Annotated in this window: 23 protein-coding genes and 1 pseudogene; 11 read left to right on the top strand and 13 right to left on the bottom strand. The window is 67.5% G+C overall.

Going from position 1 to position 26,319, the window contains the following annotated elements:
• Positions 1-12: 12 nt before the first annotated feature.
• From HB681_RS36230 to HB681_RS36220, 3 genes are all read left to right on the top strand, one after another.
• A complete protein-coding gene (locus HB681_RS36230) occupies positions 13-1,374 on the top strand; it encodes a DUF58 domain-containing protein (RefSeq protein ID WP_213959734.1) in 1,362 nt (453 codons plus the stop codon).
• A gap of 48 nt (positions 1,375-1,422) precedes the next feature.
• Positions 1,423-1,944: a DUF805 domain-containing protein gene (locus tag HB681_RS36225; protein WP_213959733.1), complete on the top strand. Its 522-nt coding sequence runs from the start codon at positions 1,423-1,425 to the stop codon at positions 1,942-1,944.
• A gap of 160 nt (positions 1,945-2,104) precedes the next feature.
• Positions 2,105-2,671, top strand: coding sequence for a DUF805 domain-containing protein (locus HB681_RS36220; RefSeq protein WP_213959732.1), 567 nt, complete (start codon positions 2,105-2,107; stop codon positions 2,669-2,671).
• A 33-nt stretch (positions 2,672-2,704) separates the two neighbouring features.
• Here HB681_RS36220 and HB681_RS36215 read toward each other — a convergent pair whose 3' ends face one another.
• From HB681_RS36215 to rocF, 4 genes are all read right to left on the bottom strand, one after another.
• Positions 2,705-4,336 carry a bifunctional aspartate transaminase/aspartate 4-decarboxylase gene (locus HB681_RS36215; RefSeq protein ID WP_213959731.1) on the bottom strand — a complete coding sequence of 544 codons (1,632 nt, stop codon included), beginning with the start codon at positions 4,334-4,336 and terminating at the stop codon, positions 2,705-2,707.
• Positions 4,337-4,381: 45 nt separating this feature from the next.
• Entirely contained in the window at positions 4,382-6,073 is a 1,692-nt protein-coding gene (gene aspT / locus HB681_RS36210) for an aspartate-alanine antiporter (protein WP_213959730.1), read from the bottom strand.
• Between the two features lie 5 nt (positions 6,074-6,078).
• Positions 6,079-7,809, bottom strand: a complete 1,731-nt coding sequence (gene aspT, locus HB681_RS36205; RefSeq protein WP_256735245.1) for an aspartate-alanine antiporter — start codon at positions 7,807-7,809, stop codon at positions 6,079-6,081.
• A 102-nt stretch (positions 7,810-7,911) separates the two neighbouring features.
• Positions 7,912-8,826 (bottom strand): arginase, encoded by a 915-nt coding sequence (gene rocF, locus HB681_RS36200; protein ID WP_213959729.1) that lies wholly within the window; start codon positions 8,824-8,826, stop codon positions 7,912-7,914.
• A 221-nt stretch (positions 8,827-9,047) separates the two neighbouring features.
• On the opposite strand from rocF, the gene HB681_RS36195 reads away from it, so the two are divergent.
• Positions 9,048-9,245, top strand: coding sequence for a hypothetical protein (locus tag HB681_RS36195; protein ID WP_256354712.1), 198 nt, complete (start codon positions 9,048-9,050; stop codon positions 9,243-9,245).
• A 96-nt stretch (positions 9,246-9,341) separates the two neighbouring features.
• On the opposite strand, the gene HB681_RS36190 is transcribed toward HB681_RS36195, so the two are convergent.
• Together HB681_RS36190 and HB681_RS36185 are read right to left on the bottom strand one after the other, a co-directional pair.
• Positions 9,342-10,598 (bottom strand): branched-chain amino acid ABC transporter substrate-binding protein, encoded by a 1,257-nt coding sequence (locus HB681_RS36190; protein ID WP_213959727.1) that lies wholly within the window; start codon positions 10,596-10,598, stop codon positions 9,342-9,344.
• Positions 10,599-10,665: 67 nt separating this feature from the next.
• On the bottom strand, positions 10,666-11,334 hold the full coding sequence (locus HB681_RS36185) for a TetR/AcrR family transcriptional regulator (RefSeq protein ID WP_213959726.1): 669 nt from the start codon (positions 11,332-11,334) through the stop codon (positions 10,666-10,668).
• 64 nt (positions 11,335-11,398) lie between these two features.
• Between HB681_RS36185 and HB681_RS36180 the strand changes: the two genes are divergently transcribed.
• From HB681_RS36180 to HB681_RS36165, 4 genes are all read left to right on the top strand, one after another.
• A complete protein-coding gene (locus tag HB681_RS36180) occupies positions 11,399-13,024 on the top strand; it encodes an AMP-binding protein (protein WP_213959725.1) in 1,626 nt (541 codons plus the stop codon).
• A 10-nt stretch (positions 13,025-13,034) separates the two neighbouring features.
• Positions 13,035-16,346: a carboxyl transferase domain-containing protein gene (locus HB681_RS36175; RefSeq protein ID WP_213959724.1), complete on the top strand. Its 3,312-nt coding sequence runs from the start codon at positions 13,035-13,037 to the stop codon at positions 16,344-16,346.
• A gap of 122 nt (positions 16,347-16,468) precedes the next feature.
• Entirely contained in the window at positions 16,469-17,749 is a 1,281-nt protein-coding gene (locus HB681_RS36170) for a GDSL-type esterase/lipase family protein (RefSeq protein ID WP_213959723.1), read from the top strand.
• Between the two features lie 118 nt (positions 17,750-17,867).
• The gene (locus tag HB681_RS36165) at positions 17,868-18,239 is read left to right on the top strand and encodes a YXWGXW repeat-containing protein (RefSeq protein ID WP_213959722.1); all 372 of its coding nucleotides are present in this window, start codon (positions 17,868-17,870) and stop codon (positions 18,237-18,239) included.
• Positions 18,240-18,329: 90 nt separating this feature from the next.
• Here the strand turns inward: HB681_RS36165 and HB681_RS36160 are convergent, their stop codons facing one another.
• The 3 genes from HB681_RS36160 to HB681_RS36150 all read right to left on the bottom strand — a co-directional run bounded on the left by HB681_RS36160 (position 18,330) and on the right by HB681_RS36150 (position 20,563).
• Positions 18,330-19,055 (bottom strand): LrgB family protein, encoded by a 726-nt coding sequence (locus tag HB681_RS36160; protein WP_213959721.1) that lies wholly within the window; start codon positions 19,053-19,055, stop codon positions 18,330-18,332.
• A complete protein-coding gene (locus HB681_RS36155; RefSeq protein ID WP_213959720.1) occupies positions 19,055-19,408 on the bottom strand; it encodes a CidA/LrgA family protein in 354 nt (117 codons plus the stop codon). Before HB681_RS36155 ends, HB681_RS36160 begins: the two co-directional genes overlap by 1 nt.
• Before the next feature lie 180 nt (positions 19,409-19,588).
• Positions 19,589-20,563 carry a zinc-binding alcohol dehydrogenase family protein gene (locus HB681_RS36150; protein ID WP_213959719.1) on the bottom strand — a complete coding sequence of 325 codons (975 nt, stop codon included), beginning with the start codon at positions 20,561-20,563 and terminating at the stop codon, positions 19,589-19,591.
• 95 nt (positions 20,564-20,658) lie between these two features.
• Here HB681_RS36150 and HB681_RS36145 point away from each other — a divergent pair, with 95 nt between their 5' ends.
• Positions 20,659-21,312 carry a TetR/AcrR family transcriptional regulator C-terminal domain-containing protein gene (locus HB681_RS36145; protein WP_213959718.1) on the top strand — a complete coding sequence of 218 codons (654 nt, stop codon included), beginning with the start codon at positions 20,659-20,661 and terminating at the stop codon, positions 21,310-21,312.
• A 94-nt stretch (positions 21,313-21,406) separates the two neighbouring features.
• Here HB681_RS36145 and purU read toward each other — a convergent pair whose 3' ends face one another.
• Positions 21,407-22,255 (bottom strand): formyltetrahydrofolate deformylase, encoded by an 849-nt coding sequence (gene purU, locus HB681_RS36140; RefSeq protein ID WP_213959717.1) that lies wholly within the window; start codon positions 22,253-22,255, stop codon positions 21,407-21,409.
• Between the two features lie 58 nt (positions 22,256-22,313).
• On the opposite strand from purU, the pseudogene HB681_RS38570 reads away from it, so the two are divergent.
• Both HB681_RS38570 and HB681_RS36130 read left to right on the top strand, forming a co-directional pair.
• A pseudogene (locus HB681_RS38570) lies at positions 22,314-22,481 on the top strand (LysR family transcriptional regulator); the annotation flags it as partial.
• Positions 22,482-22,656: 175 nt separating this feature from the next.
• The gene (locus HB681_RS36130; protein ID WP_213959716.1) at positions 22,657-23,991 is read left to right on the top strand and encodes an aminotransferase class III-fold pyridoxal phosphate-dependent enzyme; all 1,335 of its coding nucleotides are present in this window, start codon (positions 22,657-22,659) and stop codon (positions 23,989-23,991) included.
• 55 nt (positions 23,992-24,046) lie between these two features.
• Here the strand turns inward: HB681_RS36130 and HB681_RS36125 are convergent, their stop codons facing one another.
• The 3 genes from HB681_RS36125 to HB681_RS36115 all read right to left on the bottom strand — a co-directional run.
• Positions 24,047-24,859: a ChaN family lipoprotein gene (locus HB681_RS36125; RefSeq protein WP_256735244.1), complete on the bottom strand. Its 813-nt coding sequence runs from the start codon at positions 24,857-24,859 to the stop codon at positions 24,047-24,049.
• 149 nt (positions 24,860-25,008) lie between these two features.
• The gene (locus HB681_RS36120) at positions 25,009-25,287 is read right to left on the bottom strand and encodes a DUF3567 domain-containing protein (RefSeq protein WP_213959742.1); all 279 of its coding nucleotides are present in this window, start codon (positions 25,285-25,287) and stop codon (positions 25,009-25,011) included.
• Positions 25,288-25,486: 199 nt separating this feature from the next.
• Positions 25,487-26,319, bottom strand: an 833-nt coding sequence (locus HB681_RS36115) for a DUF3108 domain-containing protein (RefSeq protein ID WP_213959715.1), incomplete at its 5' end; no start/stop codon positions are given.

The following is a 26,319-nucleotide window of genomic DNA, read 5'->3' as shown; positions in this document are numbered from 1 at the left end:
GGGCACTCACACATGCGCCGCTTGCTGATTCCCACCCGCGCCACCGTGCTGGCACTGGCCGGCCTGGCCGTGCTTGCCGCGGTGGCATCGATGGCGGGTGTGCCGACGGAATGGGTGGGGCCGGCGTGCGCCGTGCTGCTGGCCGCGGGCGCGGGCTATGCCGGCGTCGATCTCTGGCGGAGCTGGCGCCTATGGCACGCGGCGCCCTTGCGCGTCGAGCGGCAGTTGCCCGGCGCGTTCTCGTTGGGCGTGCCGACCGTGCTGTCGCTGACGCTGGTGAACGAAGGCGCGGTGGATTGGCAGGTTGCGGTTTTCGACGAGGTCGATCCGCACTTCTCGTTCGAAGGCCTGCCGCAAGCCGTGGTGGCGCCGGCCGGCGCCCGGCTGGAGATGCGCTACTCGGCCACCGCGCTGTCGCGTGGCGTGGCGCAGTTCGGCGTCACGCAGTTGCGCTGGCGCACGCGCGCCGGCTGCTTCGAAGTGCGCCAGCCGCTGGGCCAGCCGCAGCGCATCCGCGTGTATCCCAACTTCGCCGCGCTGGCGCGCTATGCATGGCTGTCGGGGGACCGGCGCCTGGCGCAGATCGGCATCAAGACCTATGCGCAGCGCGGGCAGGGCACCGACTTCCGCCAGCTCGCCGACTACCGCACCGGCGACTCGCTGCGCCACATCGACTGGAAGGCCACGCTGCGGCACCAGCGCCCGATCGTGCGCGAGTTCCAGGACGACCGCGACCAGTGCGTGTTCTTCCTGCTCGATTGCGGCCGCCGCATGCGCGCCGACGAAGGCATGCAGGCGCAACGCGGCGGCAGCCACTTCGACGAGGCGCTCAACGCCTTGATGCTGCTGAGCTACGTGGCGCTGAAGGAGGGCGACGAGGTCGGCGCAATGACCTTCGGCGGGCCGCCCGAGCAGCGCCGCGACTTCGCGCCGCGCAAGGGCGCCGCCACGCTCAACGCGCTGATGAACCGGCTGCACGACATCCAGCCCGGCGCCACGCATTCCGACTATCAGCTGGCCGCGCAGGAACTGCTGCGCGTGCAGCGCCGCCGCGCCCTGGTGATCGTGCTGACCAACTTCCGCGACGAGGACGCCGCAGAGTTGCGTCCCGCGATCAAGCTGCTGCGGCGCAATCACCTGGTGCTGGTCGCGAGCCTGCGCGAGCGCGTGCTCGGCCGCATCGCTGCGCAGCCGATCGTGCGTGCGCGCGATGCGGTCGATGTGGCCGCGGCGCACCTGTTCGACCAGTCTCGCCGCGATGCGTTTGCGCGCGTGGTGGGGAACGATCCGCTGTCCATCGATGTCGAGCCGGCGCAGTTGGCGGTGGCGCTGGTCAACAGATATCACGCAGTCAAGCGAGCAGGGCTGCTGTAGCAGCCGCCGATAACAAGAGAAGTTTCATCTATCAAAGGGAGTAGAAAAATGTCAGGAGCAATCAATCCGTACGCAGCACCCGCGGCGGCCGTGGCCGATGTGGAGGGTCATGAGGTCCAGCCGATCAAGTTGTGGTCGGCCAAGGGGCGGATCGGGCGGCTGCGGTATCTCGCGTATACGACGGCGGCGGGCTTGATCTGCAATGCCGTGTCCGGCGCGCTCGTCTACGCTGTGGCCGGCGTGGGCGCCAGCACCCTGTCGCTGGTACTGGTGATGCTGGTCACGCTGATTCCCCTGCTGGTGTTCCACGCGCTGATGGGCATCCAGCGCAGCCACGACATGGACTGGTCCGGCTGGATGCTGTTGCTGGCCATCATTCCGTTGGTGGCGTTGCTCTGGCTGTTCAAGGGCGGTACGAAAGGCGGCAACCGCTTTGGCGCGCCGCCGCCGCCCAACTCGACGGGCGTCAAAATCTCCGCGGGAATCCTTGTGGTGGTGATGGTGCTGGGGGTCGCTGCGCTGGTCGCGCTGCAGGCAGCCCTCGGCGGTCTCGGCGACCTTCACCTTTGAAATGCCGGCCCGCTCGCCGGCCGGCACGTCGTGCTTTTCGTGCAACAACCTCGCAGTGTTGCGGATTGTTTCTTGTCACGTCAGCAACGAAGATGCCGCCCGATGACGCCCGGGTGCCGGGCGGCTCGGTCACACACACATTCACGAGGAGAAGAAGCGCATGGCCCAAGCAGTGAACCCCTATGCGGCACCCACCGCAATCGTCGCCGACCGCTACGCGGCGGACGACACGGTACAGCCGGTCAGGCTCTTCTCGGCCAGGGGCCGCATCGGGCGGCTGCGCTACCTCGCCAATGCCGTGGGCGCCTACCTCGTGATGATCGCGGCCGTCCTCGCGGTGAGCGTGGTTGTCGGCGCCATCGCGGGCGGTACCGGCCATGGTGGCCTCGCCTCAGCACTGGGCGGAGGGATCGGCGTGCTGCTGAGCATTCCGTACCTTGTCTTCCTGGTGCTGAAGCTGATCCAGCGAAGCCACGACATGGACTGGAACGGCTGGATGACGCTGCTCGCCTTCATTCCCCTGGTGGGACTGATCTGGGTCTTCAAGCCCGGCACCGATGGCCCCAACCGCTACGGCGCCCCGCCGCCCGCCAACACCACGCTGGTGAAGATCGGCGGGCTGATCGTTCCGGTGATCGCGGCCATCGGCATCCTGGCGGCGGTCGCGCTGCCGGCCTACCAGCAATACGTGCAACGCGCCAAGGCCGCGCAAGTCGTGAAGCCCTGAAGGCGTTCGTCGCGGGGCGTCGGCCGGCGGCGGCTATTTCGGTTTCTTTTTCCCGCCAGCCTTGCGCCCGGCAGGCGCGGCCCCGCCTTCCTTCTCGAAGATCGCGAAGTACTCCGCCGACAGGTGCCGCACTGCGCGGCCGATGTTGGCGTAGTCGTATTCGTTGAGGTTGGCCAGCGACACGCGGCCCGATGCGTGCTCGGTGCCGAAGCCGCGGCCCGGCAGCATCACCACGCCGCTCTCCTGCGCGATGCGGAACAGCGCCTCGTTGGGCCGCAGCCGCTGGGCGATCCATTCGGCGAAGGCCTCGCCATGCAGCTGCGCGGAGATGTCCTTCAGGTCCAGCAGGTGGTAGTAGTCGACCGAGTTCGGATCGACCGGCAGCGGCAGGGCCAGCTCGCGGTAGAGCGCTTCCTTGCGCCGCCGCACGATGCGCTTCATCGATGCCTTGTAGGCCTGCGGTTCGTCCATCAGCGAGAACAGCGAGAACATCACCATCTGCGCCTGCACCGGCGTGGCCAGCCCGGCCGTGTGGTTGAGCGCGACCGTGCGGCTGTCGGCGACCAGGCGGTCGATGAACTTCAGTGCGCGCGGCGCGGGGGTGATCGAGCCGTAGCGCGCGTCGAGTTCCTTGCGCGTGGCTTCGGGCAAGGCCGCGATGCGCTGGTCAAGCACGTTGTCCTCGTGCGTGGCCACCACGCCCATGCGCCAGCCGGTCGCGCCGAAGTACTTGGAATACGAATACACCAGGATGGTGTTGAACGGGCACATCGCGAAGAGCGAGACGAAGTCGTCCGCGAAGGTGCCGTACACGTCGTCCGTGAGGATGATGAGGTCGGGCCGCTGCTTCACGATCTCGACGATGCGCGCGAGCACCTCGTCGCTCATCTTCACCGACGGCGGATTGCTCGGGTTGCACAGGAAGAAGGCCTTGACCTTGGGGTCGAGCAGCTTGTCGAGTTCCTTGGACGGGAACTGCCAGTGCTTGTCGGGCGCGGCCTCGATGGAGACCTCCAGCAACTGGTAGTCGTTGAGCTCCGGAATCTCGATGTACGGCGTGAAGATCGGCATGCCCAGCGCGATGGTGTCGCCCTTGCTGATGAGGTGGTTCTCGCGCAGGCTGTTGAAGAGGTAGGTCATCGCCGCCGTGCCACCCTCGACCGCGTACATGTCGAAGCGGCCCTCGAAGGGGTGCGAACCGATCATCTCGCGGTGGATGTACTGGCCCACGATGATCTCCGACAGGCGCAGCATGCGGTCGGGCACCGGGTAGTTGCAGCCCAGGATGGCCTCGCACATCTCGTAGATGAAGTCGCCGGCCGACAGGCCCAACTGGTCGCGCACGTAGGACACGGCGGCCGCGATGAAGCGCACGCCTTCCACGCCCTTGTTGCGGGCCACGAAGATCTCGAAGCGCGCCTCGATGCCCTCGCGCTCCGGGAAGCCGCCAACATGGTCCATGTAGATGTAAGAGCGCTCGGCCTCCGTCATGGCGAAAAGCCCGAACTGGAAGAAGCCGTACCGTGGCGTGGTGGCGAGGAAGTTGGGATTGCCGCGGCCGGCATTCAGCATCGAGCGATCGTTCTCGCTGGCGACCTCGATCAATGCATCCTTCAGCTCGAACGGGCTCAGTGCGGCGAGTTTCTCGACGTCCTTGAATTCCATTTTGGGAGTCTCCAGTCAGGTTTCAGCGGTTGATACGCGGCGGCGTCACGCCAGGGCCACGACCAGCGGGCCGAGCAAGGTCAGCAGCACGTTGGCCAGCGCATAGGTGATCGCGAAGGGCACGGTGGGGACCGGGTTCCCGGCCTTGTCCAGCACTTCGCCGAACGCGGGGTTGGCGCTGCGCGTGCCCGACAGCGCACCGGCAAGGATGGCCGTGTTGTCGTAGCGCAGGACGTAGCGGCCGACCAGCATCGTGAGCAGCAGCGGCACGATGGTCACGACCACGCCGGCACCGAAGATCGCGAGGCCGTGTTCCCGCATCGTCGTCACCGCCTGCAGGCCCGATTGCAGGCCCACCACGGCGACGAAGCCGGCCAGGCCCAGTTCCTTCAGGAGCTGCACCGCGCCGATGGGAAAGTCGCCAAAGGTCTGTCGCCTCGCGCGGTACCAGCCGAACAGCAGGCCCGACAGCAGCGCGCCGCCACCGCTGCCCAGGGTCAGCGGAATGCCGCCCACCCTGAAGCTGACGAGCCCGATCAGCAGGCCGACGAGCACCCCCGCGCCCAAGTAGACGAAGTCGGTCTTCGCACTCTGCACGATGACCTCGCCGACGGCGCCCGCCACGCGCTGCACGTCGCGTTCGACGCCATGCAGCGTGACCGTGTCGCCCACCTGCACGACCAGGTCCGGGCCGATGGGCAGCACCTGGCCCATGCGGCTGATCTGCTCCAGGTAGACGCCGCGGCGCAGGCCCGCGGTGGCCATGTTCCGGCGGATCTCGCCGAGGGCCCTGCCGCCCAGGTCCTTCCGCGTCACCACCACGTCGCGACGCTGGATGATGAGTTCCATGCCGTCGACGTCGTAGACCTCCTTGCCGAGCAGGCCCGCGCTGGCCACGACGCCTTCGCGTCGGCCCACCACCAGCACGACGTCATCGGCTTCCAGCAGCAGTTGCGGCGCCACCTCGATGAACTGCTCACCCCGTTTCACGCGCTCGATCGTTATCGCCGCGCCCGGGGTCGCGTGCTCGATCTGCGCGACCGCATGCTGGCGGCCCGCGCTCACCTGGTAGAGGCGGCCGACCAGGTCCGGCGCGGCCGCTTGCTGGTCCGGGCCGAACACCTGCACGCCCGTCTGCAACTCGGCTTCGGCCTTGATCGCGTCGTCGCGGATGCTGCGGCCCATGAACCGGGGCAGGATGTTGACGCACACGATGATCGCGCCGAAGGTGCCGAAGATGTACGTCACCGCATAGCCCACGGCCACGTTGCCCTGCAGCCGCTGCACTTCTTCTGCGGCCAGGCCCAGCTTGGCGATCGCGTCGCCCGCGGTGCCGATGATGGCCGACTGCGTCAGCCCGCCGGCAGCCAGCCCAGCGGCCAGGCCCTTGTCGAAACCGCACAGCCGGGCCATGACGATGACCGTGGCCAGCCCCGTCGCAGCCAGCACGAAGGCCAGCACGATCTCCTTGACCGACTGCTTGCCCAGCGCCCCGAAGAACTGCGGCCCGCTCTCGAAGCCGACGGCATAGATGAAGAGGGCGAACAGCACCGTCTTCGCGCCCGAGTCGATCTCGACGCCGGCCTGGCTGACGATGACCGCCACCAGCAGCGAGCCGGCCACTCCGCCGAGCTGGAACCTGCCGAAACCGACCTTGCCGATCGTGTAGCCCAGCGCCAGCGACAGGAAGAGCGCGATCTCCGGCGAGCGCGTGAAGATGTCGTGCAGCCATTCCATGGTCTTCAGTGCGCCTGCACCGCTCCGGCAAATGCAACGATGAGGGGCCCCATCAAGGGCAGGATCACGTTCGAGATGGCATAGGTGATCGTGTAGCCCAGCAGCGGCGTGGTGTTGCCCGCCGCGGTCTGGATTGCGCTGAGCGCCGGCGTGCTGCACTGCTGGCCGGCGATGGCGCCGAGCAGCACCGGCGCCTCGAACTTCAGCAGGTAGCGGCCCACGATCAGCGATGCGAAGGCCGGCACCACGGCGATGGTGACGCCCATGAGCGGGAGCGACACGCCGTACTTGTGGATCAGTTCGAGCGCCTGCGGTCCGGAGGCCAGTCCCACGCATGCGATGAAGGTGGCCAGCCCGATGTCCTTGAGCAGGGCGAGCGCATCGTCGGGCACGCTGAGGCGGCTCGGATGCCGGGCCTGGTACCAGCCGAAGACCAGGCCGCTCAGCAGCGCGCCGCCGCCCGTGCCCAGCGAGAACGGCACCCCGCCGATCTTCACGCTGAACAGTCCGATCCACACGCCGAGCACGATGCCCGCCGAGGCCAGCGCGATGTTGCTGTGCACCGACTTCATCATGCCCTCGCCGATGCGCGGCACGGCCACGGCGATGTCGTCGGCGCGGCCGAACAGCTTGAGGCGGTCGCCGCGTTGCAGACGCAGGTCGGGCAGCAGCGGCAGCGCATGGCCGCCGCGTTCGACGCTGGCGACAAGCACGTTCTCCGGCAGCGGCGTCGGCAGGCCCGGTGCCTTCGGCACGTGCAGTTCACCGAGTGTCAGCCCTTGGGTATCGGGGTGGTTGAGGATGACCTCTGCGGTGTCCATCACGACGCCGAAGGCGCTGGCATCCGTCGCTTCCTGGCCCAGGTCCGCATAGGTCTGCGCCATCTTCACCACCGCGAGGCGATGGCCGACCACCAGCACCTGGTCGTCGGCCTCGAGCGGCGTGTCGGCTGCGAAGGCCATCGTGCGGCCGTGCCGCATCAGGCCCTGCACGCTGCCGCCGGCTCCGAGCACGGCCTCGACATTGCGGATCGGCAAGCCCGCGCCGCCGGTGACCGTGTAGACCCTGCCGACCAGTTCAGGCGCGGCCGGCGTCGCGCTCGCATTGACCTCGTGCCCACCCATCGCGCGCCAGAGCTTGTCGGCCTCCTCGCGCAGGTCGATGCGCATGATCAGCGGGAACACCTGGCTCGTCATGACCACGATGGCGATGAGCCCGAAGATATAGGTGATCGAATAGGCAGTGACCACGTTGGCCTGCAATTGCTTGATCTGGTCGGGGGGCAAGGCCAGCTTGGAGATGGCATCGGTGGCCGTGCCCACCACGGCGGACTCGGTCGCGGCGCCGGCCATCAGGCCCGCGGCCGTGCCCTGGTCCAGGCCCATGAGGCGCGTAGCCGTCAGCACCAGCGCCAGCACCACCACCACCTCGATCACGCATAGCAGGCCGATGCGCAGTCCCTTGGCATTGAGGTTGGCAAAGAACTGCGGTCCGCCCGCATAGCCCAGCGCAAAGATGAAGAGCATGAAGAACACGTTCTTCACGCTGGGCTGCGGCGTCACGCCGAGCTGGCCGATGACGAGCGCCGCGATCAGCGTGCCGCAGATGCCGCCGAGCTGGATCGGCCCGAACTTGATCTGCCCCACCGCGTAGCCCGCGCCGAGCGCCAGGAACAATGCGATCTCGGGGTGCGCACGCAGCACCTCTGCCATCCAGGTCAGCACCGTCATGTTCATGCGGGCACCACGTATCGCGGCACCTTGAGTGACAAGTGCGAATCAGTGTAGCGACGCCCCGTTCCAGTGCAATGGCACCTTGGGGCCGTTCCCCAGGACGACTCAGCGCACCAGCGTCGACTTGCCGAACAGGCTCTCGATGAGCTCCACCGCCACCTCCGCGGTGCGGTTGCGCACGTCCAGCGCGGGGTTCAGTTCCACCACGTCGAGCGAGCCGAGCCGCCCGGTGTCGGCGATCATTTCCATGCAGAGCTGCATCTCGCGATACGTCGGTCCGCCGCGCACGCCGGTGCCAACGCCCGGCGCGTAGTCGGGGTCGAGGCAGTCGAGGTCGAAGCTCACGTGCAGGTGCGTTTCATCGTCCACGTCGTGCAGTGCATCGGCCATGGTCAGGCGCATGCCGTTCTCGTCGACGTGGCGCATGTCGAACACGCGCAGGCCGAGGTCGCGGATGGCCTCGCGCTCCTCGCCGTCGACGCTGCGGATGCCGATGAAGCGGATGGCGTCGGGCTCGATAGCGGCCGGCTGGCCGCTCCAGCCGGTGAGCGCAGCCGGCCCGTGGCCCAGCAGGCAGGCGACTGGCATGCCGTGGATGTTGCCGCTGGGGCTGGTCGCATGGGTGTTGACGTCGGTGTGCGCGTCGAGCCAGATCACGCGCAGCTTCTGCTTGCGCTGGCGCACGTGCCAGGCCACCGCGCTGATGGAGCCGATGGCCAGGCAATGGTCGCCGCCCAGCAGCATCGGCGTGCGGCCGGCGCCCAGTGCGGCGTCGACCGCCTCGTACACCGCACGGTTCCAGGCCACCACTTCGTCGAGATGCCGCAGGCCTTCCTGCGGCGCGGCCCACGGCGTGGCAGGGCCGGGCAGGTTGCCCACGTCGCGCACCGCGAACCCCATGCGTGCGAGCACGCCGGGCAGGTCCGCTACACGCAATGCATCGGGGCCCATGCCCGCGCCGCGCACGCTGGCACCGACATCGGTGGGTGCACCAATCAATTCGAGCGTTGTCTTCGTCATGAGATTCCCAGGGTGGATCAGCCGTGGTTTTTGCCACAGCCATGGGGCTGTCAAATTTCACATCGGCTTGTAGGACAGCCCTCGCCACGTGCACTCTGCCACGTTCCAAGCCTTGTCCTACACGGCGAATTTTTCAGCGCGTGCCATAACCCCGGCTGCATCGCCATGGCGTCCAACGTGATGGCGATGAATTACAACTACAGGAGTTTGATTTGTCGAGCATGGGTGATTTGGCGCTGACGGTAGAGGAGCGCGGGCAGGGGAGGTTTTTCTGGGTGGTGCTGCAAGCAACCACCGGCGATTCGCAAGACGAGATGGTGTACCGCCGGCTCAGGACGGCAGAAGAATCGCAGACGAGTTATTCGAGCGCGCTGGCGGTCGGCTCGTTGATGTTGCGGCGCCTCACGGGCAACACCTAGTGCAGTGGCAAGGGACGCCGACAGACTCTCGCATCAACCGCTCGTCGGCCGGCAGGGCACCGGCCAGCGAGCACGCTTGCCGGTCGCCCAGCTGACCTATTGCGCCGGCCTCACCATCTTGCATTCGGTGCCCTGCGCCAGTTCGTTGCCGGTGTAGACCGCATCGGTGCGGAAGCCGTAGCTGGTGCCCTCCCAGCCCACCTTCACGACCTTGCCGTCGACCGGCGCAATCGTGTTGACCACCTGCGGCAACAACAGTTGATGGTCTTCGCCGCGCATGCGCACCGGCCCCACCACCGAGTCGAAGCTCATGTCTTCCATGGCACGGGCCACCTTCATCGAATCGGTGCTGCCCGCCTTGTGGACGCCGGCTGCCAGCAGGCGCAAGGTCATCTCGATGCGCGGCGACAGGAACTCCTGGTGCATCTTCGCCTTGTAGGCCTTGGCCAATGCATCGACCTTGGGCGTGTCTGCCTCGCCCGGATGCCATTCGGCCACCCAGGTCAACTGCCCGATCTTCGCCTGCGATACCGCCAGCACGGTGCCGGGGATCGAGCCCGCGCTGTGATTGAAGTAGCGCAGGTTGTAGCCCGCGTCGCCCGCCGCCTTGAGCAGCAGCGTCATGTCCTGGCCCCAGTTGCCGGTGATGACCGAATCGGCGCCCGACTGCTTGATGTTGGTGACGTAGGGCGCGAAGTCCTTGACGCGGCCGATCGCGTGCAACTGCTCCCCGACGAACTGGATGTCGGGGCGCGCCGTGCCGACCATCTGGCGCCCGTAGCTGGCCCACTGCTTGCCATGCGCATAGTCCTGGTTCAGCAGGTAGATCTTCTTGATGTCCGGCGTCTTCTTGATGTAGTTGGCGATGGCCTTCATCTTCATCGCCGTGTTGGCTTCGGTCTGGAAGTGCCAGAAGCTGCAGTTCTTGCCGGTGAGGTCAGGGTCGATCGACGAGTGGTTCAGCACGATCAGTTCCTTGCCCGGGTTGCGCTCGTTCCAGCGCGCCACCGACTGCACCAGCGCGGCCACCACCGATGAGCCCGAGCCGCCGGTGACGATCACCTGCGCACCCTGGTCGATGGCCGCCTGCAGCGCGCTCTGGCTTTCCTGCGCGGAGAGCTTGCTGTCGAACTGCAGCAACTGCATCTTCTGCCCGTTCGGCAATGCGCCCTTGGCGTTGAGGTCGTCCACCGCGAAGCGCAGGTGCGCCAGCATCAGTTCGCCCACGTTGGCGAAGGGGCCGGAGAGCGGGTCGATGTAGGCGACCTTGTAGGTGGCCGGTTGCGCCTGCGCGGCGCTCGCGGCCAGGACCAGTGCAGCCACGGCCAGCGGCGCGCGCTTGAAGAAATTCATGTTGTTGTCTCCTCTGGGTTGTGATGGTGGATGAGATTCGAAGTGGATTGCGCCCGGGCGGGCGCGCTCATGTCTTGAGGCCGAGCACCCGCAAGGCCAGCTTGCCGAGCGCGGCGACCACCTCGTCGGGTGACAGGCGGCCGTCGGGCCGGTACCAGGTGTAGAGGAAACCCGGCAGGCTGCACGCGGCCAATGCCGTGATCCGGGTGTCGTCGAAATCGAGATCGCCATCGCGGCGTGCCTGCTCCAGCAGCGGACACAGCTGGTCGTAGAAGTGGTGGGCCAGCTTCGTCTGCGCGGCGCGGTATTCGGGCCTGTAGGCCTGCGGGTCGCGGTACGGGAAGAAGGCCGCCGGATGGTGCGCCACGGTGTTGCGGATCAGGCGATCGAGGCCTTCGAGCACCTTCTCGCGCGCGGGCCGCTTGTCGTCGGGCGCGAAGTCCATCGACGTGAGGCACGCCACCGCGGGCGGCCAGGACAGCGCTTCGAAGATCTCCTGCTTGTCGCGGAAGTAGTAGTAGACGAAGGGCTTGGTCACGCCGAGCGCGCGCACCAGCTGCGCCATAGTGGTGTTCGCATAGCCCTGCTTCGCGAAGAGCTGCGTCGCCACCTGCAGGATGCGCTCGCGCTGCAGGTCGGTGGCCGCCGTGGCGGCACGCTGGCGGCCATTGCCGCGCGGCAGCCGCACGTCGCCGGCCGGCGCGGGTTTGTGCGGTGTCGCCGAAGTTATACCCATCGGTAGGATTGTTCGGGCACGATGCGGCAGACGCGGCTATCGATAACCCTCAGAGAGTGACGCCATGGAGACAAGACAAAAAACAACCCTTCCCGTTCGTGCGCAGCAGCCCCTGCACGAACACCTGCGCACGCATGCCCGCGAGCGCGGCAGCCACCCCGCATGCATCTGGTACGGCAGCAGCATCAGCTTCGCCGAGCTGGACCGCGCCAGCGACGCCTTCGCCGCGCGCCTGCAGGCGCTGGGCGTGAAGAAGGGAGAGCCGGTGGTGCTCTTCCTCAACAATTGCCCCCAGTACATCGTGGCGCACTTCGGCATCCAGAAGATCGGCGCCATCGTCTGTCCGAGCGGCCCGCTCAACAAGGAGCATGAACTGGCCTACCAGGTCGGCGACCTCAAGGCGCGCGTGATCGTGGCCGCGTCCTCGCTGCTGCCGGTGGTCGAGAAGGTGCGCCCGCAGAGCGCGCTCGAGCATGTGTTCGCGGTGCACTACGCGGACTGGCTGCCTGCGACGCCCACCATCGACCTGCCCGCCGAACTGACCGCCGCACGGCAGGCGCCGCGCGAGGTGCCGGCGGGTTGCGAAGACTTCTGGGCCGTGATGCACGCCGATGCCAGGCCGCAGCCGGTGGCCGTCGACCTCGACGATGTGGCCTTGATGACCTACACCTCCGGCACCACCGGCCTGCCGAAGGGCGCGATGCTGAGCTACGGCAACGCGCTGTTCAAGACCAGCGCGGCGGCCGACTGCAATGGCGTCGTCCCGGAAGACGTGGTGCTGTCCATCGTGCCGCTCTATCACATCGCCGGCATGCTGATGGGCGTCAACATTCCCGTGCTCACAGGCGTCACTTCGGTGCTGCTGCACCGCTTCGATGCGCATGCAGTGCCGCAGGCGATCGACCGGTACAAGGCGACCTGGTGGTACAGCATCGCGCCGATGAACGTGGCCGTGATGCAGTTGCCCGACATCGCAACGTTCGACCTGTCGAGCCTGCGCATGAACCCCGTGACGAGCTTCGGCATCACCTTCACCGAAGGCCTGGCCAACCAGTGGAAGGGCTTCGCGAAGAACGCGAGCTCCTTCGAGGCGGCCTATGGCCTCAGCGAGACCCACACCTGCGACACCTACACGCCGCACGATGCGCCGCGCTGGGGCACGCAGGGCATTCCTGCGCCGGGCGTGACCATCCGCATCATCGATTCCGACACCGGCGAGGACATGCCCAGGGGCGAGATCGGCGAGATCATCCTCACCAGCGCCGGCTCGTTCAAGGGCTACTGGAACAAGCCCGAGGCCACCGCCGCCACGCTGCGCAATGGCTGGGTGCACACGGGCGACATGGGCAAGATCGATGCGGACGGGTACCTCACCTTCATCGGCCGCTTCAAGGAAATGATCAAGGTCTCCGGCTACAGCGTGTTCCCGGAAGAGGTCGAGACCATCCTCATCAAGCATCCGGCCGTGGCGCAGGCTGCGGTCATCGCGCAGCCCGACGCTGAGAAGGGCGAGGTCGTGAAAGCCTTCATCGTGAAGAAGGCGGGCGCGGAGGTCGAGGCGGACGCGCTGATCGCCTGGTCGCGCGACAACATGGCCAGCTACAAGGCGCCGCGCAGCGTGCGCTTCATCGACGCATTGCCGACGACCGGCGCCGGCAAGGTGCTGCGCCGCCTGCTCAAAGACCAATAAAAGGGCTTCAGTGTTCCAGAAAATCCTTGTGGCCAACCGCGGCGAGATCGCGGTGCGGCTGGTGCGCGCATTGCGCGATCTCGACATCGCCAGTGTGGGAGTCTTCGCGAAGGACGACGCGCAGGCACTGCACGTGCGGCTGGCCGACAAGGCCATGCCGCTCGACGCTACCGGTCCTTCTGCCTATCTCGACATCGCCGCGCTGGTCGCGGTCGCGCGGGCCGAGGGCTGCGATGCTGTGCATCCGGGCTATGGCTTTCTCAGCGAGCGTGCCGACTTCGCGCAGGCGTGCGCCGACGCGGGGCTGGTGTTCATCGGGCCGACGCCGGAGCAACTGGCGCTGTTCGGCGACAAGGCCCGCGCGCGGGCCCTGGCCGCGCAGTGCAAGGTGCCGGTGATGCCCGGCAGCGCGGGCGCGGTGACGCTGGCGCAGGCCCAGGCCTTCCTCGCTCAACAGGTGGCCGACGGCTCCCACGCCGGCGTGATGGTGAAGGCCATCGGCGGGGGCGGCGGCCGCGGCATGCGCGCGGTGTTGCGTGCCGACGACCTGGCCGAAGCACATGCGCGCTGCGTCTCCGAAGCGAAGGCGGCCTTCGGTGTCGACGGCGTGTACGTCGAGCGCCTGATGCTCGATGCGCGGCACATCGAAGTGCAAGTGCTGGGCGACGGGCATGTGGTGGCGAGCCTGGGCGAGCGCGAATGCACGCTGCAGCGGCGCTTCCAGAAGCTCGTGGAAATCGCGCCGAGCCCGTCCCTGCCCGAATCGATCCGCGCCGAGGTCACCGCCGCTGCACTGCGCATGGCCGCGGCCGTGGGCTATCGCGGACTGGGCACTTGGGAGTTTCTCGTCGACGCGCAGGCGACCACCTTGCCATGGGTCTTCATCGAGGCCAATCCGCGCCTGCAGGTCGAGCACACGGTGACGGAAGCGGTGACGGGACTGGATCTCGTGCAACTGCAGATCGCGGTTGCCGCGGGGCAGCGCCTGGACGAACTCGGCATCGAGGCCGACCGCACGGCGCCGCAGCGCGGCTTCGCCGTGCAATGGCGCATCAATGCCGAGACGCTCGATGCGCAAGGCAATGCGCGGCCGGCGAGCGGCACGCTCTCGCGCTTCGACCTGGCTGAAGGGCCGGGCGTGCGCGTGGACGGCCACGGCTATGCGGGCCTGGCCCCGTCGCCGCACTACGACACGCTGCTGGCCAAGTTGATCGTGCAGTCGTCAACGAAAAGCTTTGCGGACGCGTTGCGCCGCTCCCTGCGTGCGCTCGAAGAGTGCCGCATCGAAGGCATCGCGACCAACCTGTCGCTGCTGCGCGCCATCGCGGCGCGGCCCGAGTTCGCCTCGCAGCATGTGCACACGCGCTTCGTCGAACAGCACCTCGCGGAACTGCTGGCCAGCGCCGCGCAGCTCGATGCGGCGATGCAGAAGTCGGCCGCGCCCGCCCACGCAGCCGCGGTGAAGCCAGGCATCGAGTTCGACGACAGCGACGATGCACTGGTCGTTCGTGCGCCCATGCCCGCCAGGCTGGTGCAGTTCGAGGTCGCGGTGGGTGATGTGCTGCCGGCCGGCGCGCAGCTCGGCGTGCTCGAAGCCATGAAGATGGAGCACCTGCTGAACGCACCGCAGGCCGGCCGCGTGGTCGCGCTGCTCGCTGCGCCCGGGGACTACCTCATCGAAGGCCAGCCGCTGGTGCAGCTTGAGGCGGTCGATGCCCAATCGATCGAAGCCGAGGCCCAGGCCGCGCATGACCTGTCGCTGATCCGTCCCGACCTGCAGAAGGTCATCGACCGCCATGCCCCCACGCTTGACGCCAACCGCAAGGCGGCGGTCGACAAGCGCCACGCGCAGGGCGGCCGCACCGCACGTGCCAACATCGCCGACCTGTGCGACCTGGACAGCGACCCCGGCAGCTTCCTCGAATACGGCGCCCTCGCCATCGCCGCGCAGACACGCAGGCGCAAGCTCGACGACCTCATCGCCAACACGCCGGCCGACGGCATGGTCACCGGCATCGGCAGCATCAATGCGAAGCAGTTCGGCCCCGAGAAGTCGCGCTGCGCCGTGCTGGCCTATGACTACACCGTGCTGGCCGGCACGCAGGGCATGCGCAACCATGCCAAGACCGATCGCCTGCTCGGAATCGCGCACCAGCTCAAGCTGCCGGTCGTGCTGTTCGCCGAAGGCGGCGGCGGGCGGCCCGGCGACACCGACATGCCGATCGTCGCGGGCCTCAACAACCACACCTTCAGCCAGTTCGCCGCGCTGTCGGGCAAGGTGCCGGTGGTCGGCATCGTGCATGGCCGCTGCTTCGCCGGCAACGCGGCATTGCTCGGTTGCAGCGACGTCATCATCGCCACGCGCGGCAGCAACATCGGCATGAGCGGCCCGGCCATGATCGAGGGCGGCGGGCTCGGCACCTTTGCGCCGGAACAGATCGGCCCGAGCGGCGTGCAGTCGAAGAACGGCGTGATCGACGTGCTGGTGCAGGACGAGGCCGAGGCGGTCGCGGTCGCGAAGCAATACCTCTCGTACTTCCAGGGCGCGACCACCGACTGGCACTGCGCCGACCAGCGCACCCTGCGCCATGCGATCCCGGAGAATCGCCTGCGCGTGTACGACGTGCGCGCCGCGATGCGCGGCCTGGTCGACAGCGGCTCGCTGCTGGAACTGCGCGCGGGCTTCGGCCCCGGCATCCTCACCGCGCTTGCGCGCATCGAGGGCAAGCCGGTCGGCCTGATCGCCAACAACCCGCAACACCTCGGCGGCGCCATCGACGTCGATGCTGCCGACAAGGCCTCCCGCTTCATGCAGCTGTGCAACGTGCATGGGCTGCCGATCGTGTCCCTGTGCGACACGCCGGGCTTCATGGTCGGCCCCGAAATCGAGGCGCAGGCGCAGGTGCGCCACGTCTGCCGCATGTTCATGGTGGAGGCGCATCTGCGCGTGCCGTTCTTCTGCGTGGTGCTGCGCAAGGGCTACGGCCTGGGTGCGCAAGCGATGGCGGCGGGCGGCTTCGATGCGCCGGTGTTCACTGTCGCCTGGCCGACCGGCGAGTTCGGCGCGATGGGCCTTGAAGGCGCGGTGCGGCTGGGCTACCGCAAGGAACTCGAGGCCGTGGCCGAAGGCGCCGAGCGCGACGCCCTGTTCAGGAAGCTCGTGGACCAGCAATATGCCAACGGCGAGGCGATCAACATGGCGCAGACGCTGGAGATCGATGCGGTGATCGACCCTGCCGAGACGCGTGCCTGGCTGGTGCGCGGGCTGGCCTCGGCATCGCGCACGCCGGATGCGGCGGTGGCCTACGTCGACACCTGGTAGCGCGGCGAGGCGTGGGCTTGCATTGCACTCGCCTTGGTCATCCGGAGATGACATGGCATCGCGATGCCGAAGGCGTAATCAACACGCCATAAACTGCATTGTTTCCGCCGCCTGAAAGTCGCATGACCTCCTGGCTCGACTGCCTGTTGCGCCCGGCGTTGGCCGCATTCGCATCGCTGGCGATCCTTTGCTCGCCAGCGACGGCGCAGCCGCGCGTCGATGCGCCGCGCTGGACCGCCAGCTGGGCGGCGGCGCCGCAGGGCCTGCCGCAGCCACCGGCCGTGAATGGCCCGCAACCCGCGCCCCCGCCGTCGTTTTACGCGCAGACGGTGCGCGAGCGCGTGTATCCGACGATCAGCGGCGAGCAGGCGCGCGTGCGCTTCTCCAACCGCTTCGGCAGTGCACCCTTGCACATTGCCGAGGCGAGTATCGCGCTGGGCACGGGCGGCAGCGCCTTGTCGCCGGCCTCCCTGCAGCCGCTGCTGTTCGGCGGTCGCCGCGAGATCACGATCGCCCCCGGCGCCGACGCCTGGAGCGACGCGGTGCCGGCCGAGGTGCGCGCCGGCCAGGCGATGGTGATCAGCTTCTACCTCGACGAGCGCACGCCCTTCGGCACGCTGCACCGGATGCCGGCCGGTGCGACCTGGGTGGCCCCCGGCAACATGGTGGGCGATGCGACGATGCCCGCCGCCGCACCCTTGGACTGGAACCACATCGTCACCGGGCTCGATGTGATGAGCCGCGGGCCGGTACGCGTCGTGGTGGCTTTCGGCGACTCGATCACCGAAGGCGTCAATGCCTTCGGGCCCGTGCTGGGCCGCTACCCCGACCGCCTGGCCGAGCGGCTGCGCGACGCCTCGCCCGGCGCGCCGGTGGTATCGGTGCTCAATGCCGGCATCGCGGGCAACCGGCTGCTCAGCGAAGTGGTCGGCCCCTCCGGCCTCGACCGCTTCGCGCGCGACGTGCTGGCCCAGAGCGGCGTGACGCACGCGATCGTACTGCTGGGCATCAACGACATCGGCTTCGAGACATTCGTCGGCGGTCCGGGCAGCGCGGGGCCATTGACCCGCTCGGTGAGCGCCCAGCGCCTCATCGCAGGGCTGCAGCGTGTGGTCGACATGGCCCGCGCGCGCGGGGTGAAGGTGCTGCTCGGCACCCTGCTGCCCGTGAAAGGCAGCGGTTACTGGAGCGAGCAGAACGAGGACATCCGGCAGGCCGTGAACCGCTGGGTCCGCGACCAGCACGCCGCCATCGTGGTGGTGGATTTCGATGCCGCGCTGCGCGATCCGCGTGATCCGCAGGCGCTCAATCCCGTCTACGACAGCGGCGACCACCTGCACCCCGGGGATGCAGGCAACGCCGCGATGGCGGCCGCCATCCCCTCGCGAGAACTGTTGCAGTAGGGCTCGCGTCCTGTAACTGCCGGTGGCGACTCTTTACGTCCGTGCCGGCATATGGCTGACAGAGCATTTACAGGGCAAAGGCACCATGAAGGCTCCTGCAACTCATGAGGAGCACCCCATGAAAAAAATCATTCTTGCCACTGCCGTCGCCACCGTCCTGAGTGTCGGCGCGTTCACCATCCCGATGGCGGCCCAGGCGCAAGGCATCAGCGTGCAGATCGGCCAGCCGCCGCCTCCGCCGCGCGTCGAGCACGTGCCGCCGCCGCGCCACGGCTACGTCTGGGCGCCGGGGCATTGGGAGGCACGCCATGGCCGCTACGCCTGGACCAGCGGCACCTGGGTTCGCGAACGTCCCGGCTATGCCTGGCGCGCACCGGAGTGGCGTGAAGAAGGCGGCCACTACGTCTACCGCAGCGGCTCGTGGGATCGGGACCATGACGGCGTTCCGAACCAGCACGACCATCGGCCGGACAACCCGAACCGCAGCTGATCTGTAGACCTTTGACGCAAGACGCCCGCCTGGTAATGGCGGGCGTCTTGCTGTGTGGCTCCCGATAGCCTTCGCGCCCGGCCGTTGCCGCTACAGCAGCCGGAATGCCAATGGCATCAGCAATGCCGCGAGCACCACCTGCATGCCCAGCGCCAGCCCGGCATAGGCGCCCGCATCGGCGTTCACATGCAGCGCACGCGCCGCGCCGATGCCATGCGCCGCGGTCCCCAGCGCGAAACCGCGGGCCGACATGCCGGTAGCGTCGGTCGCGATGTCCAGCAGGTCGAACAGGTACTTGCCCGACAGTGCGCCGACCATCCCGGTCAGCACCGCGAACACCGCCGACAGCGCGGGTATGCCACCGATCTTTTCGGAGATGCCCATGGCCACCGGCGCAGTCACCGACTTGGGCGCGAGCGACAGCACCACGTCATGCGGAAGGCCGACCGCCCACCCCAGCGCGACGGCCGAGCCGCTGGCCGCGATACCGCCCAGCAACGCGGCCATCAGCACTCGCCCATAGCGCGCCCGCAACTCGGCCCGCCGCAGCCACAAGGGCCATGCCAGCGCGACCACTGCCGGCCCCAGCAGGAAGTGAATGAACTGCGCCCCCGCAAAGTAGGTCGGGTAGTCGACGCCCGTGGCCAGCAGGACACCGGCGATCGCCACTACCGACCACAGTACCGGGTTGGCCCATGGCGCGTTGCCAAGCCGGTTGTACGCGGCCTGCGCCAGCAGGTAGACCACCAGCGTCGCGGTCAGGCCGAACAGCGGCGTGGCCGAGAGATACACCCAGAGCTGGACGAAGCGCGGCATCAGCTGTTCTCCTTCTTCCGGCGGTCAGGCCAGTACAGCACCAGGGCCGTCACGCCCAGGCCGATCCATGTCGAGAGCGCGATGACGAGCAACATGCGCCCGCCGTACTGGCTCACCAACGCAAGATGCGTCATCACACCGACGCCGACCGGGATGAACAGCAGCGACAGGTGTTGCAGCAGGAAGGTCGCGCATTCGCCCACCGGCCCGCGCACCCGCTCGAAGCGCAGGCCCACCGGCATCAGCATCATGCCGAGCACCGGCCCGGGCAAGGGCAGCGAGAGACCGCGCGAGAGCGCCTCGCCGATCGACTGGAACACCAGCAGCCAGGCCAGGCCGCGCAGGCCGTTCATGCGAATGCGGCCCGGTCGGCCCACGCCAGTATCGCGCCGGCCCGCGGTGCGAGCCTGCCTTGCGGCGGTTGCGATCTCTTCGGTTGCGATGTTCGCGACGAGGTGGCGAGAGCGTTCATGGCGAAAGACTCTACGTCAACGTCGCGATGCCTGCGCGGCGGGGGGGGCAGCCCGAAGGCACTACTTCATCGAGATCACCACACGAGGCGTGCCGGGCGCCTGCCAGGCCTGCTCGATTTCGGAGAGCGGCATGACGCGCGTGGGAATGCGCATGCCCGTCGCGGCGGCGACCTGGAACACATTGGTCACTGCATCGAGCAATCGAGGGAAGGGAACGCTCTTGAGCCCACTGCCCATGAGCTGAATGGCCGACGAGCGCAACGCGGCGCCAGGCAGGTCGATGGATTCGGCGCCGCTGGCGCCTCCGACGTGCACGAAGCGCACGGCGTGCCCGTCTTCCGCGTTCTTCGCGATGGCCACGATGACGGTCTTCGCGCTGAGGCCCCACAGGTAGTCGATCACGATGTCGACCCCGGCGGCGAACTCGCTCGCCAGCGCCGCCTCATAGCTTCTCGCGCCGGCCGGATCGTCGTTCTCCAACCGGAAGGGAATCACCGCGTCCGCGCCGAGCGACTTCAGCGTCTCGAGTTCAAGCGCATTGCGGCCCGTCGCGACGATCCGGCCGGCGCCGAGATGCCGGGCCAGTCGCACTGCCATCCGGCCCGCGCTGCCGGTCGCACCGTTGACCAGCACCGTTTCACCACTTCGCAGCGCGGCGCGCTCGACCAGCGCAGCCCAGGCTGCCATGCCGGGGTTGGCGATGGCCGCTGCCGTCACGTCGTCGAGCCCGTCGGGAACCGCCACGCAGCGATCGGGCGAAACCAGGCAGGACTGGGCCAAGGCGCCCGTTGGCGCCTCTGGGAGAACGAAATAGACCCGCCCGCCGTCGGCCGTGATGCCGACGCCCTCGGCTCCTGCCACGGCAGGAAAGAGCCCCTGCGCGCTGTAGTGCGCCCCCGTTGAACGCGACTTGCTGAAGGTGCTGAGCGCCGCGGTACTCACCGCAACCAGGGCGAGGCCCTCACGGGCACCGGGTGCGTCGATTTCTCCATAGACCGGCGCCTGGCCAGCGGCAGTAACGATCGCGGCTTTCATCTGCGTGTTCCTTGCATGGATCACCAAAACTCTAACAATGTTCGATAACTTTAACGCCGTTCGAGTTTTCTTGTCAACGCTGCTATGCTGGCGCCATGAAGGTGAACCGAGAGATCGTGACGACGGCGGCCTTGGCGCTGCTGAACCGGGTCGGGCTGGAAGGGCTGACGCTTCGGCTGCTTGCCGACGAGCTGGATGTGAAGGCCGCCACGCTGTACTGGCATTTCAAGAGCAAGCAGGAACTCATCGACGAGGTCGCGACCGCCGTGCTGGCCAAGGGAGCGCCCCAGTTGCTGCCCGCCCGCGAGTCGGCCGACTGGACCGGATGGGCGACCGCCTTCGGTGCCGGCTTGCGGCAGGTGCTGCTGGCATACCGGGACGGCGCGAGAACGATCGCCGGGACGCGGCTGAACGGCATCGACTACATGAAGACCGTCGAGCGGATTGCCGGCCGCCTGGTCGAAGCCGGCTTCACGGTACGCGAGGCGACGGTGCTTCTGAGCACGATCTACAACTACACGGTCAGCTTCACCATGGAGGAACAGGCCGTGTTTCCCCGCCCCGGTGAACGCTCCGCCCAGTACGACCTCGGGCAGCGCAAGGCGCGGCTGGCGGATGCGGGACTGCCGCTGCTTCGTCAGGCCGGAGAGATCCTCTTCGACAAGTTCGACCGTCGCTACAAGGAAGGCCTCATGCTGATCGTTCGCGGGGCCGGGTTGCAAATCGTCGGGCATGACGCGCCCGCGTAGAAGGAGGCCTCATTCCCTACAGACTGGCCGACAAGCCGGGATTGCCGGCCTTCGAAGTCGAGCCATTGCCAGGAGGGGCGGGCTCCTCAGCGCATTAGCGGAAAACGACGGTCCGATGCCCGTTCAACAGCACCCGGTGCTCGCTGTGCCACTTCACCGCGCGCGCCAGCACTTGGCTTTCGGTGTCGCGGCCGCGGGCGGTGAGGTCTTCCACCGTGTCGGTGTGGTCGGCGCGGGCCACGTCCTGCTCGATGATCGGGCCTTCGTCCAGGTCGGCTGTCACGTAGTGGGCGGTTGCGCCGATCAGCTTCACGCCGCGATCATGCGCTTGGTAGTAGGGCTTGGCGCCCTTGAAGCTCGGCAGGAAGGAGTGGTGGATGTTGATCGCGCGGCCGGCCAGCTTCTGGCACAGGTCGTTGCTGAGGATCTGCATGTAGCGCGCCAGCACCACCAGCTCCGCGCCTTCGGATTCGATGATCTCCAGCTGCTTCGCTTCGCCCTGCGCCTTGGTCGCGGCAGTCACCGGGATGTGATGGAACGGCACGTTGTAGCTGGCCGCGAGCTGGTAGAAGTCGCGATGGTTCGAGACGATGGCGCGGATGTCGATGTGCAGGTGGCCGCTCTTCCAGCGGAACAGCAGGTCGTTGAGGCAGTGGCCGTCCTTGCTGACCAGGATCACCGTCTTCATCGGCACGGCGGCGGCGTGCAGTTGCCAGTTCATGCCGAAGCTGGTGGCGAGCACGCCGATCTCCGAGCACAGCGCGGCCTCGTCATGCGCCTGGCAGGCAAAGCGCACGCGCATGAAGAACAGGCCGGTGCCGTGGTCGTTGTACTGCGCGGCCTCCTCGATGTTGGCGCCGCGCTCCAGCAGGAAGCCCGAAACGGCATGCACGATGCCTGTGCGGTCGGGGCAGGAGAGGGTGAGGATGTACGCGGAATTCATAGAGCGGGCGATTGTCGCAGCGCCGGAATTACCCGTCTGCACCTGCACAATTGCAGCCATGACATGCGCAGTGCACCGCCCCCGCCCATCCAGGGGCCCGTTGGCTTTCGAGGCGCTGGCGCGCCTGCGCAGCGTGAGGCTGGCGGCGGAGGAACTGAACGGCACGCCCAGCGCGGTCAGCCACCGTATCAAGCAGCTGGAGTCGCAACTCGCGCTCAAGCTCTTTGCGCAACGACTTCGAAGGCAGCCTGGTGCTCGGCGCGCGCGGTCCCAAGTAGCTGCACATCGTCATCGTCGAAACGGCCTGGCCCCGCCAAACGGCCGATGCCCGGCGGCCCATGCAGGGCCGCATGAAGTGCCAGAATGTGCGGCTCGAATGGGTTGCCGCACAGGAGACAAACATGGCCTACACCGACTTCAACATGGACAACCAATGGTTGCCCTTCACCCCCAACCGCGCCTTCAAGAAAGACCCGCGTGTCTTCGTCGCCGCCGACGGCATGGAGTTCACCACGCATGACGGCAAGAAGGTCGTCGACGGTATCTCGTCGCTGTGGTGCGTGGGCGCGGGCCACAACCGCAAGCCGATCAACGAAGCGATCAAGGCCCAGCTCGACACACTCGACTACGCCACCGCCTTCCAGGTGAGCAACGACAAGGCTTTCAAGGCGGCCGAGATGATCGCGGCGATGGCGCCCGGCGACCTGAACAAGGTGCTGTTTTGCAATTCCGGCAGCGAAGCGGCGGACACCTCGATGAAGGTGGCGCTCGCCTACCACCGTGCGCGCGGCGAAGGCCATCGCAACCTCTTCATCGGTCGCGAGAAGGGCTACCACGGCGTGGGCTTCGGCGGTATGTCGGTGGGCGGCATTCCGGGCAATCGCAAGGTGTTCGGCTCGGCCTTCCTGCCCCGCGTGGACCACATGCGCTTCATCCACGATCCGGTGAACCATGCGTACATCCACAACGAACAGCCGGTGTGGTCCGAAGATCCGCTCGCCGACCTGGAGCAGCGCATCCTGCCGCTGCACGATCCAAGCAACGTCGCCGCGATCATCGTGGAGCCCATCGCCGGATCGGCCGGCTGGTACGTCCCGCCGAAGGACTACCTCACCAAGCTGCGCGCCATCTGCGACAAGCACGGCATCCTCTTGATCTTCGACGAGGTCATCACCGGCTTCGGGCGCATGGGCACCAACTTCGCGTCGGACTACTTCGGTGTGGTGCCGGACATGCTGAACTTCGCCAAGTGCGTGACCAACGGCGTGATCCCGCTGGGCGGCGTGATCTGCCGCGACAAGCTCTACGACGCGATGATGAACACCAACGCGCCGGAGCACGTGGTCGAGTTCTTCCACGGCTACACCTACTCCGGCCATCCGGTGGCCTGCGCCGCGGCCATCGCCACGCTGAACCTGTTCCAGCAGGAGGCCCTGTTCTCGCGTGCCGGCGAAATGGGCAAGGTGCTCGGCGATGCCTTCCACAGCACCTTCAAGGGCCTGCCGAACGTCATCGGCATCCGCAGCCTGGGCCTGGCCGCCGCGGTGGAACTGGCGCCCATCGCCGGTGCGCCGGGCAAGCGCGCCTACGACATCTTCCTGGAGTGCTTCCACAACGGTGCGCTGGTGCGCCCGGCCGGCGACGTGCTGGTGATCGCGCCGCCGTACATCGTCGAGAAGTCGCACATCGACACGCTGGTCAACACGCTGGCCGACGCCATCAAGAAGCACGCCTGAGATTCCTCTCCCTCTCCCGCCAGCGGGAGAGGGCCGGGGTGAGGGGTGCTTCCGGCTACTTGCGCAGCGTCGCGCAGTAGTCCTGCTCGGGAAGCGGAGCCGTCTGCCAGATGGCGTCGTACTCGGGGCCGGCGCGGAACGGCACCGTCGCCGACGCCAGCATCTGCACCGACACCACTTTCACATCGGTCGGCATGTGTTGCGGCACGCCCAGCGTGCGCAGCGCGTGGGCGTTGCCGGAGATCAGCAGCACGGTCTTGCCGGGCTGCCGCGCCTTCAGCACCACCTGCGCCATCGAGCGGTCGCGGGCGATCTGGACGCGCGTCATCGGCAGGATCTGCGCGGCGGGCAGCAGGTCGCAATGGCCGTCGCGCACGGCCTCCTGCTGTTGCGCGCGCGCCTTCTCGCTCAATTGCACGTCGAGCGAGACATCGGCCATCGCGTCCTTCATGCGTGAGCGCGGCAGGTTGGCGCCGAGCACCGGCACGCCGGCGCGCACCGCCACCATGACCGCCGGTCCGTAGTTGTCCCAAGGCCAGCCCTTTTCCTGCCAGTCCAATGCGGCGCGCACCTGGGCCTCGGTCGCGCCGGAAGGCAGGTTGGCGGTGCTGCGACCGTCGTCTGCCATCTCCAGCGCCAGCGCGGCGAGCCGGCCGCTGTCGACGAGCGCCTGCACTGTCTCTCGCTCGATACGGTGATGGTCGGCGGCATCGTGCTGCTCGCCCAGCAGCAAGGCGTCCGCCGGCGTCAATGCCGCGACGCGGGCGGCGATGGGCGCATCCGCCGCCGGGCGCATGCCGGTGCACGCGGCCAGCATGAGCATGGCCGCGGCCAGCAGGGAGATCGGGAGGAGGTGAGTTCGCGCCATTCGCATCGCGGAATACTACGCGAGGGTATTGCGGCGAGCGCCCTATGTTCTGGCGCTTCAGACTGTCGGAGAATGCGGCTTGCGCGCTAGTGAGGCAGAAAAAAGCCGCGTCGAAACGCGGCTTGTCGCCATGAGAAAGCAACGGCCTCTCAGTGCATCAGCACCGGGTTCTGCGCCAGCTCGGCATACCCTTCGAGGGTGTCTTCCACTTCTTCCTGCGTGGGCGTGTTCAACTGCCAGGCGGCGATCTTCTGCTGGAACAGTTCGGCCCAGGACCCGTCGAGGTAGACCTCCTTGCCGGAGCGCTTGTCGACGATTTCAAAGCCGTGCCGCGCCAAGGCGGGGATGTTCGGCGCCGCAGGTGCATCGTCTTCATTGGAGTGAACGTGCACCACAACGAAGGATTCCGAGTCATAGAGCATTTGCATGGCAGGGTGGCTCCGGTAGTCGATTGCATTCATGATGGTTAGATAGCAATCAACGCGCCAGTTTCAAGATGGCCGTGTCCGTGCGGGCATTTCACCCACAAGAATGTGATCAATTAGGCATTGGGGCGCGTTTTGGACGAGTCAGCGAGGGAACGCGCATCCCCGGCGTGCGCACGTGCGGAACTTGCCCAAAGCCCTGCTATGGCACGGATTTCGCTCGCAACCGCATGTCGACGGTGTCGCCATTGGTCTGCCTTTGCTGGATTCGCACCGGCAGGTAGCCGATTTCAGGGGCCAGCCAGAGGTCCAGTTCGTAGTCGAAATCGTGGCGCGGAGCGCGGGAAAGCTTGCGCGCCTTGAATTCGCCCGCCATCACCTCGATGGTCTCCTCGCCCTCGACGTTGAAGACCCACACTTCGGCGTCCTTGGGCCCGACCGTCTGGATGCGGATCTTGCTGCCTTGCGGAAAGCGGCTGGCGTCGCCGGCCAGCAATGCACCAAGTTGCATCGCCACGCTGAGCCGGTCCTGCGCGCCGGGCAGCAATGGCACGCTCGGCGAGTTGTTGCTGAACACCACCTTGCCCTGGTCGCGCACCAGGTGCGAGGCCACTTCGCTCTTGCGCTTCTCGGAATAGCGCGTGGGCGCGATGCCGCTGGCGTCGACGCGGCCCACGCTGGTCTGGCTCAGGAAGGTCATGAACAGCGCCTTCAGCGACAGGCGGGCGTTGTATTCGTCGCCGTTCTGCAGCCAGACCAGTTCGCCATAGCCGCCCGAATAGGGCTGCGCGCCGCGCTGGCCGCCGACTTCGAACGAGAGCTTGACCGAGCCCGGCACCACCAGAGGCTGTGTTGCGCCGGTCGTGACCTCGCCCGCGCCGGTCCCCACGCCGCCGGCGCTGCCATCGGCCGTGCCGCCTGCGGACGCTGCGCCGGCACCCGCACCCGCCGATGCGCCTTCGGGTGCGGACGGCGCCTCGGCTACGGGTGGCTCGGGCGCCGGCTCAACGGGGATCGGGTCGGCGGAAGTCTCGG

Source organism: Variovorax sp. dw_954 (assembly GCF_018449755.1).
Lineage (GTDB): Bacteria > Pseudomonadota > Gammaproteobacteria > Burkholderiales > Burkholderiaceae_C > Variovorax.
This window is presented reverse-complemented; position numbering and strand designations above follow the sequence as displayed.

Coding starts and splice junctions, on each gene's coding strand:
- HB681_RS36230 (WP_213959734.1), top strand. CDS start 13: ATGCGCCGCTTGCTGATTCCCACCCGCGCCACCGTGCTGGCACTGGCC.
- HB681_RS36225 (WP_213959733.1), top strand. CDS start 1,423: ATGTCAGGAGCAATCAATCCGTACGCAGCACCCGCGGCGGCCGTGGCC.
- HB681_RS36220 (WP_213959732.1), top strand. CDS start 2,105: ATGGCCCAAGCAGTGAACCCCTATGCGGCACCCACCGCAATCGTCGCC.
- HB681_RS36215 (WP_213959731.1), bottom strand. CDS start 4,336: ATGGAATTCAAGGACGTCGAGAAACTCGCCGCACTGAGCCCGTTCGAG.
- aspT (WP_213959730.1), bottom strand. CDS start 6,073: ATGGAATGGCTGCACGACATCTTCACGCGCTCGCCGGAGATCGCGCTC.
- aspT (WP_256735245.1), bottom strand. CDS start 7,809: ATGAACATGACGGTGCTGACCTGGATGGCAGAGGTGCTGCGTGCGCAC.
- rocF (WP_213959729.1), bottom strand. CDS start 8,826: ATGACGAAGACAACGCTCGAATTGATTGGTGCACCCACCGATGTCGGT.
- HB681_RS36195 (WP_256354712.1), top strand. CDS start 9,048: ATGGGTGATTTGGCGCTGACGGTAGAGGAGCGCGGGCAGGGGAGGTTT.
- HB681_RS36190 (WP_213959727.1), bottom strand. CDS start 10,598: ATGAATTTCTTCAAGCGCGCGCCGCTGGCCGTGGCTGCACTGGTCCTG.
- HB681_RS36185 (WP_213959726.1), bottom strand. CDS start 11,334: ATGGGTATAACTTCGGCGACACCGCACAAACCCGCGCCGGCCGGCGAC.
- HB681_RS36180 (WP_213959725.1), top strand. CDS start 11,399: ATGGAGACAAGACAAAAAACAACCCTTCCCGTTCGTGCGCAGCAGCCC.
- HB681_RS36170 (WP_213959723.1), top strand. CDS start 16,469: ATGACCTCCTGGCTCGACTGCCTGTTGCGCCCGGCGTTGGCCGCATTC.
- HB681_RS36165 (WP_213959722.1), top strand. CDS start 17,868: ATGAAAAAAATCATTCTTGCCACTGCCGTCGCCACCGTCCTGAGTGTC.
- HB681_RS36160 (WP_213959721.1), bottom strand. CDS start 19,055: ATGCCGCGCTTCGTCCAGCTCTGGGTGTATCTCTCGGCCACGCCGCTG.
- HB681_RS36155 (WP_213959720.1), bottom strand. CDS start 19,408: ATGAACGGCCTGCGCGGCCTGGCCTGGCTGCTGGTGTTCCAGTCGATC.
- HB681_RS36150 (WP_213959719.1), bottom strand. CDS start 20,563: ATGAAAGCCGCGATCGTTACTGCCGCTGGCCAGGCGCCGGTCTATGGA.
- HB681_RS36145 (WP_213959718.1), top strand. CDS start 20,659: ATGAAGGTGAACCGAGAGATCGTGACGACGGCGGCCTTGGCGCTGCTG.
- purU (WP_213959717.1), bottom strand. CDS start 22,255: ATGAATTCCGCGTACATCCTCACCCTCTCCTGCCCCGACCGCACAGGC.
- HB681_RS36130 (WP_213959716.1), top strand. CDS start 22,657: ATGGCCTACACCGACTTCAACATGGACAACCAATGGTTGCCCTTCACC.
- HB681_RS36125 (WP_256735244.1), bottom strand. CDS start 24,859: ATGGCGCGAACTCACCTCCTCCCGATCTCCCTGCTGGCCGCGGCCATG.
- HB681_RS36120 (WP_213959742.1), bottom strand. CDS start 25,287: ATGCAAATGCTCTATGACTCGGAATCCTTCGTTGTGGTGCACGTTCAC.